The sequence below is a fragment of the Desulforhopalus vacuolatus genome, assembly GCF_016918505.1.
GTDB classification, from domain to species: Bacteria; Desulfobacterota; Desulfobulbia; order Desulfobulbales; family Desulfocapsaceae; genus Desulforhopalus; species Desulforhopalus vacuolatus.
This window is the reverse complement of record NZ_JAFFPZ010000010.1, coordinates 35,173-52,606: the sequence shown is the minus strand read 5'-3', so window position 1 is coordinate 52,606 and position 17,434 is coordinate 35,173. Positions and strand designations below refer to the sequence as shown.

The window sequence follows — 17,434 nt, the reverse complement described above, 5'->3', positions numbered from 1 at the left end:
CGCTGTCCCCCCTACACTTATGCAAAACACCCCCAGCAACAGAGGTCTTTTTATCGTCTTTGAAGGTGCCGACGGTACAGGCAAAAGCAGTCAGTTACGCCTGCTCGCACAATGGCTTGAGAACTCCGGGTATCCTGTTTTGATGACCCGGGAACCCAGTGACGGTCAACATGGCCGGGCCCTGCGGGAACACTTTTATTCCCGCAAAGAACTGTCACCTGAAAAAGAACTTGAGATGTTCCTGCAGGACCGCAGAGATCATCTTGAAAACTGCATTCAACCGGCCCTTGCCGAAGGAACACTTGTCCTGTGCGATCGCTACTTTCTCTCCACCGTTGCCTATCAGAGTCTCCATGGCTTCTCAACAGAGTTTTTGCTGAAAGAAAATGAGTTTGCACCGGCCCCGGATATCGCCTTTATTCTGCATGCCCCCCTGGCCACCTGTCTCCGGCGTATCACCACCGATCGCGGAGAAAAGCCCAACGACTTTGAAACCCGTGAGAGCCTCGAAAAGGTGGACGCAATATTCCATTCTCTCTCTTTTCCGTGGATCAGACGAATTGACAGCTCCGGTGAAATGGAAAATATCCAGCAGAGACTGCAAAAGAATCTCATGCCGCTGCTCAACGATATAAAAGCACCCCGATGACTTCGAGAGTCACATTTCTCCCCGTTGCGGCACGTCTCAGCGTCACGATTCTTGCGGTCGGCCTGCTGCTGTCACAGGGTTGCACCACCATGTTTCACAACGACAGGATAATTTCCTCCCAGGCTCCGGTGGTAGAGAAAGTTCTTGAAGACACCCGTCGTGCCGGGCACAGTGTTCCCGAAAGTTCCATGCGTCATCCCGCCACAGAATCCTTCGAAGAGGAGTTTTCCCGGGAGGCTGCGACAGAAGATTCTCTTGATCTCAACTGCTCCTGGTTCTATTTTCTCTGGGGATCCCAGGCCGAATATGATCACCGCTACGAAGAAGCACTGGAGTTTTACCAGAAATCTCTGATCTGCGCCCCGCAGACCCACTACATTGAAAGGAAGCTGCCACTGCTGATGATAGAGATGGAACGCTATGACGATGCGGACAAATGGCTCACCAGCAGGCTCGAAAAGGCCCCGGATAACAGGGACTGGCTGGAGTTGCAGGGTACCGTTGCCTTGGAGCAGAACGATCCGGAGAAAGCCGCCGAGAATTTCCGTAGAGTTCTTCATATTGACCCGGACGACGAACAGATCACCAGCAACCTTGCTGTCCTTTATGCAAGGCTCGGTGAACTGAACAGGGCGGAGTTACTGCTCCAGAGCTTTGTTAAAAAAAAGAGAGACGCCATTGCCCCGCGCATTACTCTGGCCAGAATCCTTGTTGAGCAGAAACGTTTTACTGACGCAGCAAAACAATACGATATCATTCTCAAACAGAAATGGTCCAACACCATCGCTTTTGAACTTGCCTCCCTGTACCGTATCAGTTCGAAAGATGACAAAGCTGAAGCAGTGTTCAAACAGATGCTCAAGCATGATTCACAGGATGAAAGAGCAGGCATCAATCTCGCCCGGCTTTACATTGACCAGCAGAAATATGCCGATGCAGAACAGGAGCTGGACCGCCTGCGCCGCTTCAGCAACAACACCTCCGCCATCGACTACTTCCGCGCCAGCCTCTATCTTAAACAGAAACGCAATGAGGAGGCAGAAAAACTGCTGGAATCCCTGCTTGAAACCCCGAGACATAATGATGCAGCGTGGTTCCTTGGACTGCTCCAATATCAGGAAAAGAAAAAAGAAGAGGCCCTTGCCACCCTGAAAAAGGTCGGAAGTGACAGCGAAAATTTCGAAGAGAGTGTCTATCTGCAGACACGAATCTACGAAGAGCTGAAGGAGTTCAACAAAGCGGCCAGGAACCTGAAAGAGTACATCGCCGATCACGAACACAGTTCTCCCCTTTTCTACACTCTTATCTCTTCCCTGTTACAGTCCCAGGGAAAAATGCGCGAGGCGAAAGAGTATCTTGAAGAGGGTCGTAAACTTTACCCGGACAGCGTACGGCTGCTTTACGAAACAGGGCTTCTCTATAAACAGCAGGGGATCGAAGCTCAGGCCATCAGTTCCATGGAAAAGATTCTTGAGCTGGACCCTGATAACGCCGAAGCTCTCAACTTCGTGGGTTACAGCTGGGCAGATCAGGGGATAAAGCTCGACAAGGCGTTTGAATATGTCACCCGTGCCAATGAACTCAAGCCCAAAAATGGTTTTATTCTCGATAGTCTCGGCTGGGTACTTTATAAACAGGGAAAACTTCGCAAGGCAGCAGACTTCCTGAGCAGGGCATTGCATATTACTCCCGATAACTGGCTGATCATGGAGCACCTCGGCGATGTATACAACGCTCTTCAACGTCCCCGGGATGCCCGTAAATATTACAGGAACGCCTGGAAAGCCTGTAATGACAATAAAGAAAAAGAGAGGCTCCGTGCAAAAATCAACGACCTCAAATAAACACCGAACCTTCCGCTGCGCCGCTGTTCTCGGTATTGTTGTTACCCTCCTGCTTGGAGGCTGTGCCAGAGAAGGTCAATGGAGCGGAACTCTGGTCCCCGGGGAGGATGCTCCGCAATTTGCCGCCGTTCTTGATGCCATGGCTGCCCGCGATGCACTCTGCCCGAAGACTCTCGTTGCTGATCTGCAGGTGGACTACGAATCTCCTCTTGAAAAGCGCAGATTACAGGGTTTTCTCCAGTTTTCTCTGCCGGGAAACTACAAGTTTATTGTCACCAGCCCTCTGGGCCAGATGGTATGGGGTACAGCTGGAAACCGCCGTCATTATCAGGTGCTGAACACCATGACAAAACAATATATTGAAGGGGGAATGGAATCTTTTGTATTGAACAATAAGCTCCCCTTTTTCCTGATACAAAGTCAGTGGGGCAACTGGTTGACGGGACGGGTCAGTTCTGAAGCACACCGAGCACACCGTATTGTTGATATTCGTAAAGATAAAGAGAATCGCGGGGTCTGGATTACAGTAAAGACAAACTCTTCAGAGGGGCCGCGAGATCACCTGCTTATCAATCCGGAGCGGCAGCAGCTTATAGAACGCGTCATTACAGACCTTGAGAACAATGAACTGGCCACCGTCAGCTACAGTGACATGAAAACGCCAGCTCCCGAAAATCCGGACGAGGAGACGGTTCAGTGCCTCCAGCCCGGTGCTGTTACCATCACCGGCCTCCCCTGGAACAGTCATATCGGGTTAAATCTTTCCCGCATTGAAACCCGGCGCGGAGAGGAATCGTACTCTCTTCCCCAGCCTGTAAGGTATTTTCGGCAATATCGACCGTGAAATACAAAAAAAAGAGGTTGCCTTTTTCAGGACAACCCCTTTATAAACGATATCAGGAAAGAGAGGAGGCAGTAGAGATCTCTGCTCAGTTCTTCTCCCCCGCTACACGTTCCTTGATAACGAGGGTAAAAGTGCTGTTGTCGCGATAGAAATATTGATGCAGACTGAAATTCTTGTTTTTCACCAGATCAAGAGAAACCTGTACACCACCCTTCTCCTTCTTGATCTGTATCTTCTGAACCAGTCCGTCACTTGAGGGAACGACATCTGTCACATCGTCAGCAGGGATGGTATCCTTGAACTCACAGAAAATTTGCGGGGTTATTCCCTCTCCGACAGTGATAACAGGAGGATAAAATCCGTTCAGAGTGAAATCGATACGCTCACCTTCATTTCTGTTTCCAGTGAAAGTGATTTTACGCAACTCTCCGCCACCAGCTTTTGCACTCGGCTTTTTGTTGATGGTCCTCGCTGCAATTTTTTGAGGGGACGCTGTCGATGCAGCAACTCCTGCTTCTTGTGTCACAGCAGGAACAGCAGTACCGTGCCCGCTCACCAGGACGATCTTCAGCACTCCGCCCTGCAAACTGTCGGTAAAACTTACTTGAGAGTCCGGCATGAGATCAAGAACCACCCGTGTTTTCTCAGGAGACCTATGCCATGCAACACGTATCTGGCGCACAAGTGTCGAGTTTTCCAGAGTTCTCCCGTTCTGCCCGGTATATTTTCCTCCGGTAAAATCAATGACCACCCGCGGGTTGGCACCTTTGAGTGCAAAAATATTATATGTCGCCCCGGGCCCTGTTTCGAAGGAGAGGACTTCAATATTTTCCGCCTGCCTTGTGAACTGAACCGGGGCAATACTGTAATTTGCAGCCATTGCGACCCCACCCAGCAGTGAAAGAAGTCCACAGGAGAGCGCCAGAACCGCTGAAAACAGAATCTTTTTCATGGGAGAACCTTTAGGAAAATCTTATTAAAATATTTTTCGTCAAATACATTTGAATACAACACAATTACTTGAAAAGTCAACCACATTCAAGTATTTCTCTGCCCCTCTTCATTGCCGATTCCACTGGAACAGGCTCTTTTGAAGAGTTGCCGTAAACCTATACATAATCTTCTATTTTTTATGCCAAATACAAATATTTTCTCTTCAGTTTCCCGCCCCGGTCGTTATCTCGGCCAGGAATTCAACTCTGTTCTCCGTCCATGGGAGAGTGCCGATGTCCGCATCGCTCTTGCTTTTCCCGATCTTTATGAAATCGGCATGTCCCATCAGGGACTGCAGATCCTCTATCATATTCTCAATCAGCGCGACGGCGTCCTCGCAGAACGCTGTTATGCACCCGCGCCGGATATGGAAAAGCTCCTGCGGGAGAAAGGGCTTCCTCTCACGACCCTCGAAGGAGAACATCCGCTCGCCGAGTTTGACGTCATCGGTATTACTCTGGCTTACGAACTCTGTTACAGCAACATTCTCACCCTGCTTGATCTTGCGAATATCCCTTTTTACAGCAAAGATCGCAGTGACAGCGATCCACTGCTCATTGCCGGCGGAGCCTGCTCCCTCAACCCCGAGCCCGTAGCCGATTTTTTTGATGCCGTGCTCCTGGGTGATGGTGAAGATGCCATAGTTGACATAGCAGAGGTATTGCGGGGCAATCGCGACTGCAGTCGTACTGAAAAACTGCGGTTACTGGAAAGCGTGGAGGGCATGTATATCCCCTCCCATTTCCGGCCACGGATGAAAGGAAACCGCATTGAGAGTATTGAACGTATCGATGGAGATCTTTCCAGGGCCACAGTCCCGCGTCGTATTCTGCCGGACCTGAACAACACTGACTTTCTCACTCACCCCCTTGTGCCAAACGCAAAAACCGTCCATGACCGTTTCGTCATTGAGGTGGCGCGGGGATGCACCCGGGGATGCCGCTTCTGTCAGGCCGGGATGACCTATCGTCCCGTACGTGAACGTACACCTGAAAAAGTGATTGAACTGGCAAAGAAGGGACTTGGCAACTCCGGCTTTGAGGAGCTGGCGCTGCTCTCTCTCTCCACGGGAGACTATTCCTGCCTTGATCAGACTCTGGCACCGCTGATGGACTCTTTTGTACGTAAATACATCAGTATCGCCATGCCCTCCATGCGGGTCGGGACCCTCACCCCCTCAGTGATGGAGCAGATCAAAAGGGTACGAAAAACGGGCTTTACCCTTGCCCCCGAAGCGGGTTCTGAACGTCTGCGTCAGGTCATCAATAAGGGCATCACCGAAGAAGACCTGCTCGCCACCTGCAATGACGCCTTCCGTCTCGGCTGGATGCTGATCAAATGTTATTTTATGATCGGTCTCCCTACTGAAACGAATGAGGATATCGTCGCCATGGCGACTCTGGTGCGCAAAGTGCTGCAGGCTGGCAGAGAGGGTCATGCCCTCGCCGTTCAGGGGAAAAAGAGAGGACCGCTGCCTCAGGTAAACGTCAGCGTCGGCACCTTCGTCCCCAAACCACACACCCCGTTTCAGTGGCAGCGCCAAATTGGTATAGAAGAGAGTTTCCAGCGTATCCACCTGCTCCAGGACAGTATGCCGAGGAAAGGCAGTAACCTGAAGTACCATAAACCAAAGGTAAGCTGGCTCGAAGGAGTTTTCTCCCGCGGTGACCGCCGCCTTGCACCCCTGCTCGTGGAGGCGTGGAAGAAGGGAGCCCGACTCGACGCCTGGACGGAGTATTTTAATCTTGATTACTGGCTCGACGCCGGTGAGGTCATCGGGCTGGACCTCGACGACTACCTGCGTGAGCGCGATCTTGAAGAGGTTTTACCATGGTCACATCTGAGTTCAGGGGTTACCACCGAGTATCTGAAAGAGGAATGGCACCGCGCCCTTGAAGGTACCTACACACCGGACTGCCGATATAACGACTGCAACCAGTGCGGTGTCTGCAACTTTAAAGATATCCGCCCCATTGTTCATAACCGCAGCGGGGAGATGCCTCCTGCTGTCAGTGTTCTGGAATCGCCGAAATCTCCATCCGATCAGCACTTCAGATATATAGTTCACTACAGCCGTCGCGGGAGAATTTGCTATCTTGGTCATCTTGAGATTCTGCAGCTTGTCTTCCGTACCCTGCGGCGGGCAGATATTCCGGTTCATTTCAGTCAGGGCTTCAACCCCTCGCCGAAAGTCTCTTTTGGTCCGGCACTGCCAGTTGGCACCGAGAGTCTTGCCGAGTTTTTCATTATGGACCTGACACAGCCGATTCTTGATCTCAAGGCTGCCGCAGAAAGGTTCAACGCAACTCTGCCTCCGGGGCTTGAGATCCAGAAACTTGAACTGCACAGCGGAAAAATGCCACTAAAGATGAGAGTTAACTATAGAATTTCTTATGGATCTCCGATAGGAGAACAACAACGCAGTGCTGTTGCCGCCTTCCTCGCCGCACCGCAGTTTCTTGTTAAACGGGAACGTAAAAAGAAAATGCAGGAAGTTGATATCCGTCCACAGATTTCTTCATTCGACGTGGAAGGAGATGATCTTCTGCTTTCCGTAATAAGTGAGCCAGCGGTTCCCGGGGTGAAACCAGCCGAGGCGGTTGAAGCTATTTTCGGGCTTACACCCTCCGAGACTCAAAAAATAAGTATTCTCAAAGAGAGCTGGTCACCTTTCTGACAGGCGGGTTCAAAGACAGGGAGACGGGAGACAGGAGACGGGAGACAGGAGAAAGGGAAAAGCAAAAAGCGAAAAGACAATTTTTTCACCGCGAAGAACGCAAAGAGTAAAAATAGAACAACAGCAATTCTCTGTTTAATTTTAAAATCTTTTTTAAAATTTTTTGCCTTTATTCGCATGTTTAGAGCTTTCCTTTGGCAAAAAGTTTTTCTCTGTTCCGTCTTTTGCTTTTCCCTGTTTCCCGTCTCCTTTCTCCTGTCTCCCATCCCCCTGCCTTTAAATTCACCAATAGAAAGTGAAAATGGTATTTAGTACGGTCATAATTTAATAGGAATGGTATTAGTACTCAGGAAGAGAGACAATTATTCAAGATACCCAGGTGTGAAAATTATGCTCAAGTCAAAATTTTACATTGTTTTGCTGACTGCACTCTTTTTTTTTCCCGTTACTGCCTGCAGTGCTGTGGTACCGAAGAACACGAGTCGTGACCTGGCCACAGACATGGTGGAGAACGGCGGTTTTCTGGTTGCCGGTTATACCTCACTGAGCTATCGGGCAAATGAAAAATTTACTCCCGCCTCCACTCTGAAAATTCTCACCAGCCTCGTTGCCCTTGAACGACTCGGCGCAGAGTACCGCTTTTCAACCATGCTTTATCTCGACGAGGACAGGAACCTCTACATCAAGGGCGGTGGAGACCCTTTCCTGACCTCGGAAGTAGTCCTGGAGATCTGCCACAGGCTGCACAAAGAAAACCCCGGCATCACATCAATCAATACCCTCTTCCTTGATGACAGTTGTTACGATCTCAAGGGTCAGCAGGTGAGCATTGAAAACTCTCGGAATTCGTACGATGCTCCCAACGGAGCCCTTGCCGTCAATTTTAACGCCCTGCCTGTCAAGGTCACAAAAAGCGGCAAGGTCTCCTCCGGGGAGAAAGAGACTCCTGCTCTGCCTCTTATGCGGCAGCGTGCTCAAAGCCTGCATCTTCCCCCCGGCATACACCGGATCAATATCGCATGGAAGGCCCCGCAGCTCGATAATTCTCACAATCTGACGCCTGCCCTGCGCTACGCGGGGCAACTCTTTACCGCCCAGCTTGCCCGGAATGGCATTACAGTAAAAAACGGTATCTGCCGCCGCGAGACGCCCTCTACACTCGGCCCCCTTATCATATACAAGAGTGAGAAGACACTGCAGGAGATGGTTCGCCTCCTGCTCCAATACTCCAGCAATTTTATTGCCAACCAGATCTTCCTCCAGCTCAGTTTCGAGCGGAATCGCCAACTCGGCCGTCCCGCCACCTGGGAGGATTCTCGAAAAATAGTCAACTCATACGCCCACAAAAAGCTGGGTATCTCTTCGCGTCACTTCCATCTTGAGGAGGGCTCCGGGCTCTCTCTCGAAAACCGTTTTACCTGCACCGCCTTTATCCACATTCTCAAAAGATTTCGCCCCTGGGCATATCTGATGAAAAGAAAAGGTGAGGATCTGGTAAAGAGCGGGACCATGCCCCAGACAGGAGTCTTCTGCTTCGCTGGATACTTCACCCGGGGAGAGGAGCTCGTTCCCTTTGTCCTGCTGCTTAATCAGCACAGGGACAGCCGCTGCAGCCTGCTGCAGGCGCTGCACAAAAGGATCCTTTGACATCGCCGCAAACAACACAGCCCCCAACTTCCTGAGAAGTTGGGGGCTTTTCCTTTTTCATGCAGAACACCATCCTGCATTGCACAGCAGGCTCATCAGGGTACCTTGAATAATCTTGTATTTCATTCATATTCAAGGTACCCATCAGTCGTAGACCTCTGCATCGATAAAAGCGATGCCCTTCTCATCTTTTTCAGAGAGCAGCGGGGTAAAGTCAACCGGCCAGTCGACACCGATAGTGGAGTCATTCCATTTGATCCCGCGCTCATACTCCGGTGCCCAGTAATCGGTAGTACGATAGAGGAATTCAGCTTCATCAGAAAGTACGGCGAAGCCATGAGCGAAACCTGCCGGAACCCAGAGCTGCTTTTTGTTTTCCGCTGACAGTTTTACCCCAACCCACTGGCCAAAGGTGGGAGAAGATCGGCGAATATCAACCGCAACATCGAAGACCTCCCCCACCAGAACCCGCACCAGTTTACCCTGCGCGTGCCTGATCTGATAGTGAAGTCCACGCAGCACACCTTTGGTAGAGCGGGAATGGTTATCCTGCACAAAAACGGTCTTCAGTCCGGTCTCTTTCTCCCAGTCACGCTGGTTAAAGGATTCAAAGAAAAAACCGCGCTGGTCTCCAAAGACCTGTGGTTCAATAATAAGTACCTCTGGAATTCTGGTCGGTGTTATCTTCATAATATCCTCAAATGCAGGGAACTGGCTTTTAATGTATGCAAAAAATCACAACTCGCCTTCAGCGGGTATACATCTTTTCGTAGTAATTTTGATAATCGCCACTGACAATTTCGTCCATCCACTGCTGGTGGGCAAGATACCAGTCGAGAGTCTTCTCAATACCTTCTTCAAAGCTCACCTTTGGCTGCCAGCCGAGTTCTCTGTCGATTTTGCCGGCATCAATGGCATACCGGCGATCATGACCAGGGCGGTCAGTAACGAAGGTAATCAATGACCGGCGCGGCTCACCACTCTTCAGTGGTGCAATCTTTCTGTCGAGCAGGTCGCAGACAACATGCACTATTTCAAGATTCTGTTTTTCATTGTTGCCACCGATATTATAGCTTTCCCCGTTTGCGCCCCGCAACAGCACCTGTTCAATGGCTTCACAGTGATCGACAACATAGAGCCAGTCACGCACATTTTTGCCATCACCGTATACCGGCAGAGGTTTGCCGTGCATGGCATTGTTGAAAATCAGCGGGATCAGTTTCTCCGGGAACTGCCAGGGACCGTAATTATTAGAGCAATTGGTGATACGCACCGGCAGGCCATAGGTATGAAAATAAGCGGAAGCGAGATGATCTGAACTCGCCTTCGACGCAGAGTATGGTGAGCGGGGATCATACCCGGTACTCTCGTTAAAAAAGCCGGTCTCTCCGAGGGAACCATACACCTCATCGGTGCTTACATGGAGGAAACAGCGTTCTCCAGCTCCTGGATTCTCGACGGGCCAGGCTTTGCGGGCTGCCTCAAGCAGAGTAAAGGTGCCTGTAATATTTGTTCCAATAAAGGCGGCAGGACCGGTAATGGAACGGTCAACGTGAGATTCAGCTGCGAAGTGAACCACCGTATCAATTTTTTCTTCGGTAAAAAGTTTTTCTACCAGTTCGGCATCACAGATGTCGCCACGCACAAAGCGGTAGTTTTCCCCCTCTTCAATACCTGCGAGGTTTTTCAGATTCCCGGCATAGGTAAGTTTATCTAAATTTACCACCCGCCACTCTTCCGGTTTCCCGACGAGTAAATGCACGAAATTAGAGCCGATAAAACCGGCGCCTCCTGTTACCAAAACTGTTTTTCTCATTTTCCCAACGTGTTACAGCGATTTTTGATTTGCATTCTTTGTGAAACATCCATATTCTACGGAGTTTTTCCAATTCAACTTTATAATAAAAATTCCCCTGAAATTAAAGTACAATTTATACAATGAGCAAACGACAAGACCAGGAAATAACCAAACGACGTACCTTTGGAATTATCAGTCACCCCGATGCAGGGAAAACGACTCTCACGGAAAAGCTTCTCCTCTTCGGTGGCGCCATCAATATGGCCGGAGCCGTGAAATCAAGGAAGGTGGCACGCAAGGCAACTTCCGACTGGATGGCCATTGAACAGGAGCGCGGCATATCCGTCACCACATCTGTAATGAAGTTTTCCTACCGCGATTTCGAGATCAACCTTCTCGACACCCCGGGTCATCAGGATTTCTCCGAGGATACCTACCGTGTACTCACTGCAGTGGACTCCGCCATCATGGTTATCGACTCTGCCAAGGGTGTTGAGGCGCAGACTGAGAAACTGATGGAGGTGTGCCGTATGCGCAACACGCCGATCATCACCTTCATCAACAAACTCGACCGCGAAGGTCTCTCCCCCCTCGACCTGCTGGCCGACGTGGAGGAAAAGCTGCAGATTGAATGTACTCCAATGTCATGGCCCATCGGCATGGGCAAGACCTTCAAAGGAGTATACAATATTTACAAGAAGCAAATCCACCTTTTCAGCTCCGGCGCCCAGACCCGCAATACAACAGGAATCACCATCGCGGATCTCAATGACCCGAAACTGGATGAACTCCTCGATTCTCAGGCCGACGAACTGCGTGAAGATATTGAACTGCTGGAAGGGGCAGCAAACCCCTTTGACTATGACCAATACCTCTCCGCGACCCAGACCCCCGTCTTTTTCGGATCGGCAGTCAACAACTTCGGAGTTCAGGAAATGCTCGACGGCTTTGTCGAAATGGCTCCGTCCCCCGGCCCCCGTAAAACGCTGACCCGCATGGTGGATCCACACGAAGAGCCATTCTCTGGTTTTGTCTTCAAGATTCAGGCGAATATGAATCCGGCACATCGAGACAGGATCGCTTTTCTGCGTATCTGCTCAGGAAAGTTCACCAGGGGGATGAAGGTTATGCACCACAGGATCGGCAAAGAGATCCCCCTCGCCAATGCGACCATCTTCATGGCTCAGGAACGGGCCAGCGTGGAAGAGGCCTGGCCCGGCGATATCATCGGCCTGCATAACCATGGTACGATCAAAATAGGCGACACCTTCACCCTGAAGGAACCGTTGAAATTCACCGGCATCCCCAATTTCGCACCGGAACATTTCCGCAGGGTACTGCTGAAAGACCCTCTGAAGATGAAGCAGCTGCAGAAAGGACTTATCCAACTCGCCGAAGAAGGGGCAATTCAGGTCTTTCGCCCGATGATCGGCTCAGACTGGGTAATGGGGGCTGTGGGAATACTGCAGTTTGAGGTTACCATGGCCCGCCTGCTCAATGAATACAACGTTCACGCCATCTCTGAGCAGGTTGACTATGGTGCCGCACGCTGGGTTCACTGTGACGACAAGAAGAAGATGGAAGAGTTTGAACGTGCCAATCAGTCGACCCTCGCCCGGGATTCAGAAGGATTTCTCACCTATCTCGCCAAAAACGAATGGATGCTCAATTTCTTTATGGAGAAATGGCCGGATATCATTTTCGAAAAAACACGCGAAAACGTCTGACCAGGGAGAGTAATATCCTGGGTAGCTTGAAACAGCCTGTATTTCGTTCCTATTCAAAGTACCCGGAAGAATCTCCTTGTTTTTTAACGTAATTCCCTCTGGATAAAAGGTGACAAAATGAAAGTGATTTCCTTCATAAGGACTTCCCTTTTCCTTCTCTGGATTTCCCTGCTGCTGGTTTTTTCTCCCGATACAGGTTCGGCCGTTCAGCCCTCTGTTGAGCAGAACATTTCTGTACCTTCTGCAACTGCAGACGAAACAGTCGACACCTCCCGTACGGTTGACGAGGAGAAGATGCTCCTCTCTATCAACGAATTGCGCCAGAAGCTTCAAAAGCAGATCCAGGACAAAATTCGCGAGGCGGAAAATTTACAGACGGAAAATGATAAAGCAATCGTCTGGAAGGAGATCGCTAAACTCCAGGAATCCATGGCCAAAGCTGACAACGACTTTGAGAAGATGGCCACCGGAGTAGATACCTCCAAATTCAAGGCAGAGGATCAAACCTCTTTTGACTGGAAGCAGGAGCTTTTCGATCTGATGAAGCCGGGAATCATGGAGTTGAAACAGCTCACCGTGCAGGCACGGCGCAAGGCGGAACTGCTTGATCAGCAAGACAAATATCAAGAGCTGCTGCCCATAGCACAAACAGCCAATAAAAATCTCCAGGAGTTGCTGAAGGCCACGACAGAACAGGCACTCAAGGCACAGATTCAACCCTTGCTTCCAGAATGGGAAAGCCTTGAAAGCCAGATCACCAACGGTCTCGATATCGTCAATATGGAACTGGCGAATATGAATGATCAGCAGCAGACCCTGCTGGAAAGCAGTAAAGCAACTCTTAAAAAATTTTTCCGTACCCGGGGACTCTATCTTACCATCGCCCTCGTCGCCTGTTTTCTGATTGTCTTCATCTTCCGCTTCCTGCAGACCTTTATCCGACGGATGATTCCGGGCCATGATAACGAGTATCGTCCCTTCCAGATTCGTGTGTATGACCTCGTCTTTCAGGTCGCCACCCTTTGTGCCGGTCTCTCCGCCTTTATTCTCGTCTTCTATGTGGTGGAGGACTGGGCCCTTCTCTCCTTTGCCATTATCATCCTCGCCGGCCTCGCCTGGGCAACGAAAACCGCCCTGCCGAGATTCTGGCAGCAGAGTGAACTGATGCTCAATGCAGGCCCTGTACGTGAAGGCGAGAGGCTCCTCCTGTACGGTGTGCCCTGGCTGGTGAAAAATATCAATATGCGAACCACCATTGAAAATCCTGATCTCGGCCTCACCATAAAGGTTCCGATTCGCGATCTCTTCGATAAAACCTCGCGGACCTTCAGCAGATATGAGCAGTGGTTTCCCTGCCGTCGGGATGACTGGGTGATTCTCTCTGACGGCACCCGCGGCGGCGTCGTTGCCCTCTCCCACGAGATTGTAGAACTGGTACTGCGTGGCGGTTCCCATAAAAGCTATCAGACTGCAGATTTCCTTGGCCTTGCTCCGCTCAACCTGTCACGCAATTTTCGTATCAAGGAGTATTTTGGTATTGGTTATGACAACCAGGCAGATGTCACCGAACGTATTCCCAAACAACTTGAAGACTTTATTCTCGGCAGAATTGAAGCAGAGGGACATCAAGAGGAACTGCTCTCGCTGCGGGTGGAATTTAACGCGGCAGGGGCATCATCACTGGATCTGGTGGTCATTGCAGACTTCAAAGGCAGCAACGCGCCCATCTACAACCGCCTGCGGCGGGCAATCCAGCGCTGGTGTGTAGATGCCTGCACTCAATACGGCTGGGATATTCCCTTCCCGCAGCTCACAATCCACAGGGAGAGAAGCGAAGCGGAAGCACTGCCGGAGAAATAAGAGTACCCTGGAACAGCCTGCATTCGTTCAAATTCGAGGCACAGGAGGGACTGTACCGGCAGGGCAGAAAAAGGAGAGACCTGCATCTACAATTCATCACCGACAAAGGCAAGGGCATAACCTTTGGAGAGAGCAGTAGCGGTTTTGGAACGGGCTACCGTAAGAATTCGCTGGATTGTCCCCCGTGACACACCCATCTGCTGTCCGGCCTCCTCCTGAGTGAGGCCGACACAATCACAAAGGCGCAGAGCTTCAAGTTCATCGCGATGCAGGTCCACCTGATGCAGACCTTCCAGAGGAATTCCTGCGGGACGATAAATCAACTCGCTGAATTTATGTTCAAAGTTTCGTTCTTTTTTCGGTCGTGGCATGGCTGGTCTGCTGGCTGAAAGTTTATAGATGTATAAGATTCAAGACTATAAGAGATGTTTATAATGCCTTGAACCCTCGAAAATTTCAACAGATACAGATGTCCCCCTGCACGCTTTGTTCGAGGACAAAAGCCGCAGGGTTCAGTATATTATATCAGGGGAAAACAGACATGCTCCGAACTGCAGCTTTCCTGCTTCTTTTCACCTTCTTCCTCCCGGCCCTGTCTGCCCGGGCCGACGATACAGCGGAATTTATTGAACTTACAGCGGCCGTCTCACCCGGTACCCTTCTCTTTTATGCGAAATTGAAACACAGCCTCACCGCAGAGATGCGCGAGGAACTGCACAGCGGTCTTCCCCTCACGTTCACCTTTACCATGGAACTTCACCGCAACGCCCGTGGTGGCCCCGGGGAACTGGTCGCCGAAAAAATATTCGAACATATCATCAGCTACGATACCCTCACTGACGATTATCGTGTTCGCCTTGGGGAGCACAACAATCGCAGCAAGGTCTTCACTGATGCAGTCAACGCCGAGAAGGCCCTTAACACTCTCAGCGGGGTACCGATAATCAATGTTGGCCGCCTGATTCCAAACAATACCTACACGCTGAGAATAAAGGCCGGACTTTACCACAAGAGCCTGCCGCCGGGCCTTGAATCAATTTTGCCCTTCCTCACCTGGGACGACCGTCGAATCGACTGGCAGACCATCGAATTTCACTATCAGTCAATCAAACCATGACAGCACAACTCGACGACCTCAACCTGCCTGACCTCTCCGCCGCCAACGTGGGCCGTCTGCGCCAGCGACGCAAACATATTCGCAGATGGATCATCGGATTCTGTCTGATGCTCATCCCCCTGGTCACCTGGCTGGAGGCGAGTCTGTTCCACGGGGAACCTGGTGGTCCGCAGGACAACAACAGTCTCATCTTCATTCTCATCAATATCAACGTCCTGCTTGCGCTTGTCTTCCTCTTCCTCGTACTGCGAAACCTTGCAGAGGTCTTGTTTGAGGGGCGTGCACGCCGCTTCGGCCGCAAGCTGAAAACCAAACTGATTGCCTCTTTTCTGCTGCTCTCCCTCATTCCGACCCTGCTGCTCTTCTTCGTTTCCATGCAGATAATTTTCACCTCCATGGACTACTGGTTTGACGATTCTGTAGAAGACTCCCTGCAGAAATCACTCACCCTTGCACAGTCTCTGCTCAACACGGGAAAAAAACAGACCACCCAGTTCAATCAATCTATCGGACAAATCCTGCGCGATGACGGGCTCTGGGATGTCTCGGGAGACAACACAGAAGTAATCTTAAAACGAATCATCCACTACACCCCCGACGGGAATCTTGATGTTATCCAATTGGAAAAGCTTAATGGCAAGGGAAAACTGAAGGTCTCCAGTCCACGCATGCAGGACACACTTCTTCCCGCCATTCCCTGGAAAATTCTGCAGAAGGTGAGAAACGGCGGAGACAGCGAATCACTGGTACAGGAGCTGAAAAACGGCTTCCTCGTCAGCAGTGTCACTCTGCTCAACCTTGATCCTAAAGGAACCGACAAGGCACTGATCACCTGCTCGATTCTCCTTGATTCGGCACAGCTTGCTCTTATGACGGACATCAGTCACGGTGTAGAAAACTATCGCCAGCTCAAGCACTTCAAAGAACCTATTAAATTCTGGCTGGTGGTTTTTCTTCTCATCGTCACTCTTATGGTGGCCTTTGCCGCTATCTGGTTCGGGCTTTACATATCTCGCGGCCTTACCTCACCGCTGGAAAACCTTGTACTCGCCACCCAGAGGGTCGCCGGAGGCGATCTGCAGTTTCAGATGCCCGCTGACAGCAACGATGAAATGGGCAAGCTGATGAAATCCTTCAACTTGATGACCGACCATCTCAACCGTTCCAACCAGGAACTTGCCGGTGTCCATGCCGCTCTGCAGCGCAGTTCGGAGGAGTCTGAACAACGACGGCGCTACACGGAGATTCTTCTGCAGAACGTCCAGGCCGGAGTTATCTCCATAGACCGTGATGGAAAAATCACCACTATCAACCGTTTTGCAGAGAATCTGCTCAATATCGACAGCAGCTTCTTTCTCAACCACAATTTCACAGATGTCCTGCCACCCTCCCAGTCGGAGATTGTCATCGGTTTTATTGAGGAATTGAGTGTCACCGGTAAACTCACCATCGAAAAACATATCAAACTGCGGGTGCTCGGCAAAAGATTTTCTCTCCTGATAAATTTCACCCGGCTCGATAATGATAACGGTGAACTGCTCGGCTATGTGCTGGTCTTTGACAATCTGACTAAAATTGAGAAGATGCAGCGCATGGCGGCCTGGCGTGAGGTGGCACGACGCATTGCTCATGAGATTAAAAACCCTCTTACGCCTATTCAGCTCAGTGCTCAGCGACTGCGTCGGCGTTATCCTCAGCTCATTGCCGAGCAGGGCAGCATTCTTGATAAATGCACCAATACCATCATTGACCAGGTGGACGAAATCAAGCTGCTGGTGAACGAGTTTTCCCAGTTTGCCCGCATGCCCAAAATCGAGAAAGTGGAAGGGGATATCGTGACACTTGCACGGAGAACACTTGACCTCTACGAAGAAGCACATCACCAGATACACTTCATCTTTGCCGCCAGTAATATTCCGATCTTTCGCTTCGACCGTGAACAGATAAAGCGCTGCCTGATTAACCTGCTCGACAATGCAGTTGCAGTTTTGCCGGTCGGCGGTAAGATATCAATTACTCTAAGCCAAAATGATGAGAATGAAACTCTCTTCATCTCTGTGGCTGATGACGGCCCGGGTATCCCCCTGGAAAACCAGTCACGCCTCTTTGAGCCTTATTTTTCCACGAAAAAAACTGGGACGGGTCTTGGTCTGGCCATCGTCTCCACCATTATCGCCGATCATAATGGTCATATTTTGGTACAGGACAACATTCCCCGTGGGACCGTTTTTATTATCGAATTGCCGCTTACGGCTCCTCCATCAACATCATGAAACCA

General features: G+C 50.5%; 13 protein-coding genes. 9 read left to right on the top strand and 4 right to left on the bottom strand.

The window, feature by feature from the left end; all coding sequences use genetic code 11:
• The first annotated feature begins 19 nt into the window (after positions 1–19).
• From tmk to JWG39_RS08240, 3 genes are read left to right on the top strand one after another with little or no spacing between them, the layout of a single operon-like run.
• Positions 20–649 (top strand): dTMP kinase, encoded by a 630-nt coding sequence (gene tmk, locus JWG39_RS08250; RefSeq protein WP_205218916.1) that lies wholly within the window; start codon positions 20–22, stop codon positions 647–649.
• Complete coding sequence (locus JWG39_RS08245; RefSeq protein ID WP_205218915.1) at positions 646–2,493, top strand: tetratricopeptide repeat protein; 1,848 nt, start codon at positions 646–648, stop codon at positions 2,491–2,493. The genes tmk and JWG39_RS08245 overlap by 4 nt, the downstream gene beginning before the upstream one ends.
• The gene (locus tag JWG39_RS08240) at positions 2,468–3,337 is read left to right on the top strand and encodes a hypothetical protein (protein ID WP_205218914.1); all 870 of its coding nucleotides are present in this window, start codon (positions 2,468–2,470) and stop codon (positions 3,335–3,337) included. The genes JWG39_RS08245 and JWG39_RS08240 overlap by 26 nt, the downstream gene beginning before the upstream one ends.
• Before the next feature lie 85 nt (positions 3,338–3,422).
• On the opposite strand, the gene JWG39_RS08235 is transcribed toward JWG39_RS08240, so the two are convergent.
• Positions 3,423–4,289: an AMIN domain-containing protein gene (locus JWG39_RS08235; protein WP_205218913.1), complete on the bottom strand. Its 867-nt coding sequence runs from the start codon at positions 4,287–4,289 to the stop codon at positions 3,423–3,425.
• Positions 4,290–4,469: 180 nt separating this feature from the next.
• Here JWG39_RS08235 and JWG39_RS08230 point away from each other — a divergent pair, with 180 nt between their 5' ends.
• Complete coding sequence (locus JWG39_RS08230; protein ID WP_205218912.1) at positions 4,470–7,007, top strand: TIGR03960 family B12-binding radical SAM protein; 2,538 nt, start codon at positions 4,470–4,472, stop codon at positions 7,005–7,007.
• Between the two features lie 390 nt (positions 7,008–7,397).
• The gene (locus JWG39_RS08225; protein WP_205218911.1) at positions 7,398–8,654 is read left to right on the top strand and encodes a D-alanyl-D-alanine carboxypeptidase/D-alanyl-D-alanine-endopeptidase; all 1,257 of its coding nucleotides are present in this window, start codon (positions 7,398–7,400) and stop codon (positions 8,652–8,654) included.
• 144 nt (positions 8,655–8,798) lie between these two features.
• Here JWG39_RS08225 and rfbC read toward each other — a convergent pair whose 3' ends face one another.
• Positions 8,799–9,344, bottom strand: a complete 546-nt coding sequence (gene rfbC, locus JWG39_RS08220; RefSeq protein ID WP_205218910.1) for a dTDP-4-dehydrorhamnose 3,5-epimerase — start codon at positions 9,342–9,344, stop codon at positions 8,799–8,801.
• 58 nt (positions 9,345–9,402) lie between these two features.
• Positions 9,403–10,470 (bottom strand): dTDP-glucose 4,6-dehydratase, encoded by a 1,068-nt coding sequence (gene rfbB / locus JWG39_RS08215; protein WP_205218909.1) that lies wholly within the window; start codon positions 10,468–10,470, stop codon positions 9,403–9,405.
• 122 nt (positions 10,471–10,592) lie between these two features.
• On the opposite strand from rfbB, the gene JWG39_RS08210 reads away from it, so the two are divergent.
• Positions 10,593–12,179 (top strand): peptide chain release factor 3, encoded by a 1,587-nt coding sequence (locus JWG39_RS08210; protein ID WP_205218908.1) that lies wholly within the window; start codon positions 10,593–10,595, stop codon positions 12,177–12,179.
• 117 nt (positions 12,180–12,296) lie between these two features.
• Positions 12,297–14,039, top strand: coding sequence for a hypothetical protein (locus tag JWG39_RS08205; protein WP_205218907.1), 1,743 nt, complete (start codon positions 12,297–12,299; stop codon positions 14,037–14,039).
• 86 nt (positions 14,040–14,125) lie between these two features.
• Here JWG39_RS08205 and JWG39_RS08200 read toward each other — a convergent pair whose 3' ends face one another.
• A complete protein-coding gene (locus tag JWG39_RS08200; protein ID WP_205218906.1) occupies positions 14,126–14,410 on the bottom strand; it encodes a DUF134 domain-containing protein in 285 nt (94 codons plus the stop codon).
• A gap of 170 nt (positions 14,411–14,580) precedes the next feature.
• Here JWG39_RS08200 and JWG39_RS08195 point away from each other — a divergent pair, with 170 nt between their 5' ends.
• Positions 14,581–15,156, top strand: a complete 576-nt coding sequence (locus tag JWG39_RS08195; protein ID WP_205218905.1) for a DUF4390 domain-containing protein — start codon at positions 14,581–14,583, stop codon at positions 15,154–15,156.
• Positions 15,153–17,429 carry a sensor histidine kinase gene (locus JWG39_RS08190; RefSeq protein ID WP_205218904.1) on the top strand — a complete coding sequence of 759 codons (2,277 nt, stop codon included), beginning with the start codon at positions 15,153–15,155 and terminating at the stop codon, positions 17,427–17,429. Before JWG39_RS08195 ends, JWG39_RS08190 begins: the two co-directional genes overlap by 4 nt.
• The last annotated feature ends 5 nt before the right edge of the window (positions 17,430–17,434 follow it).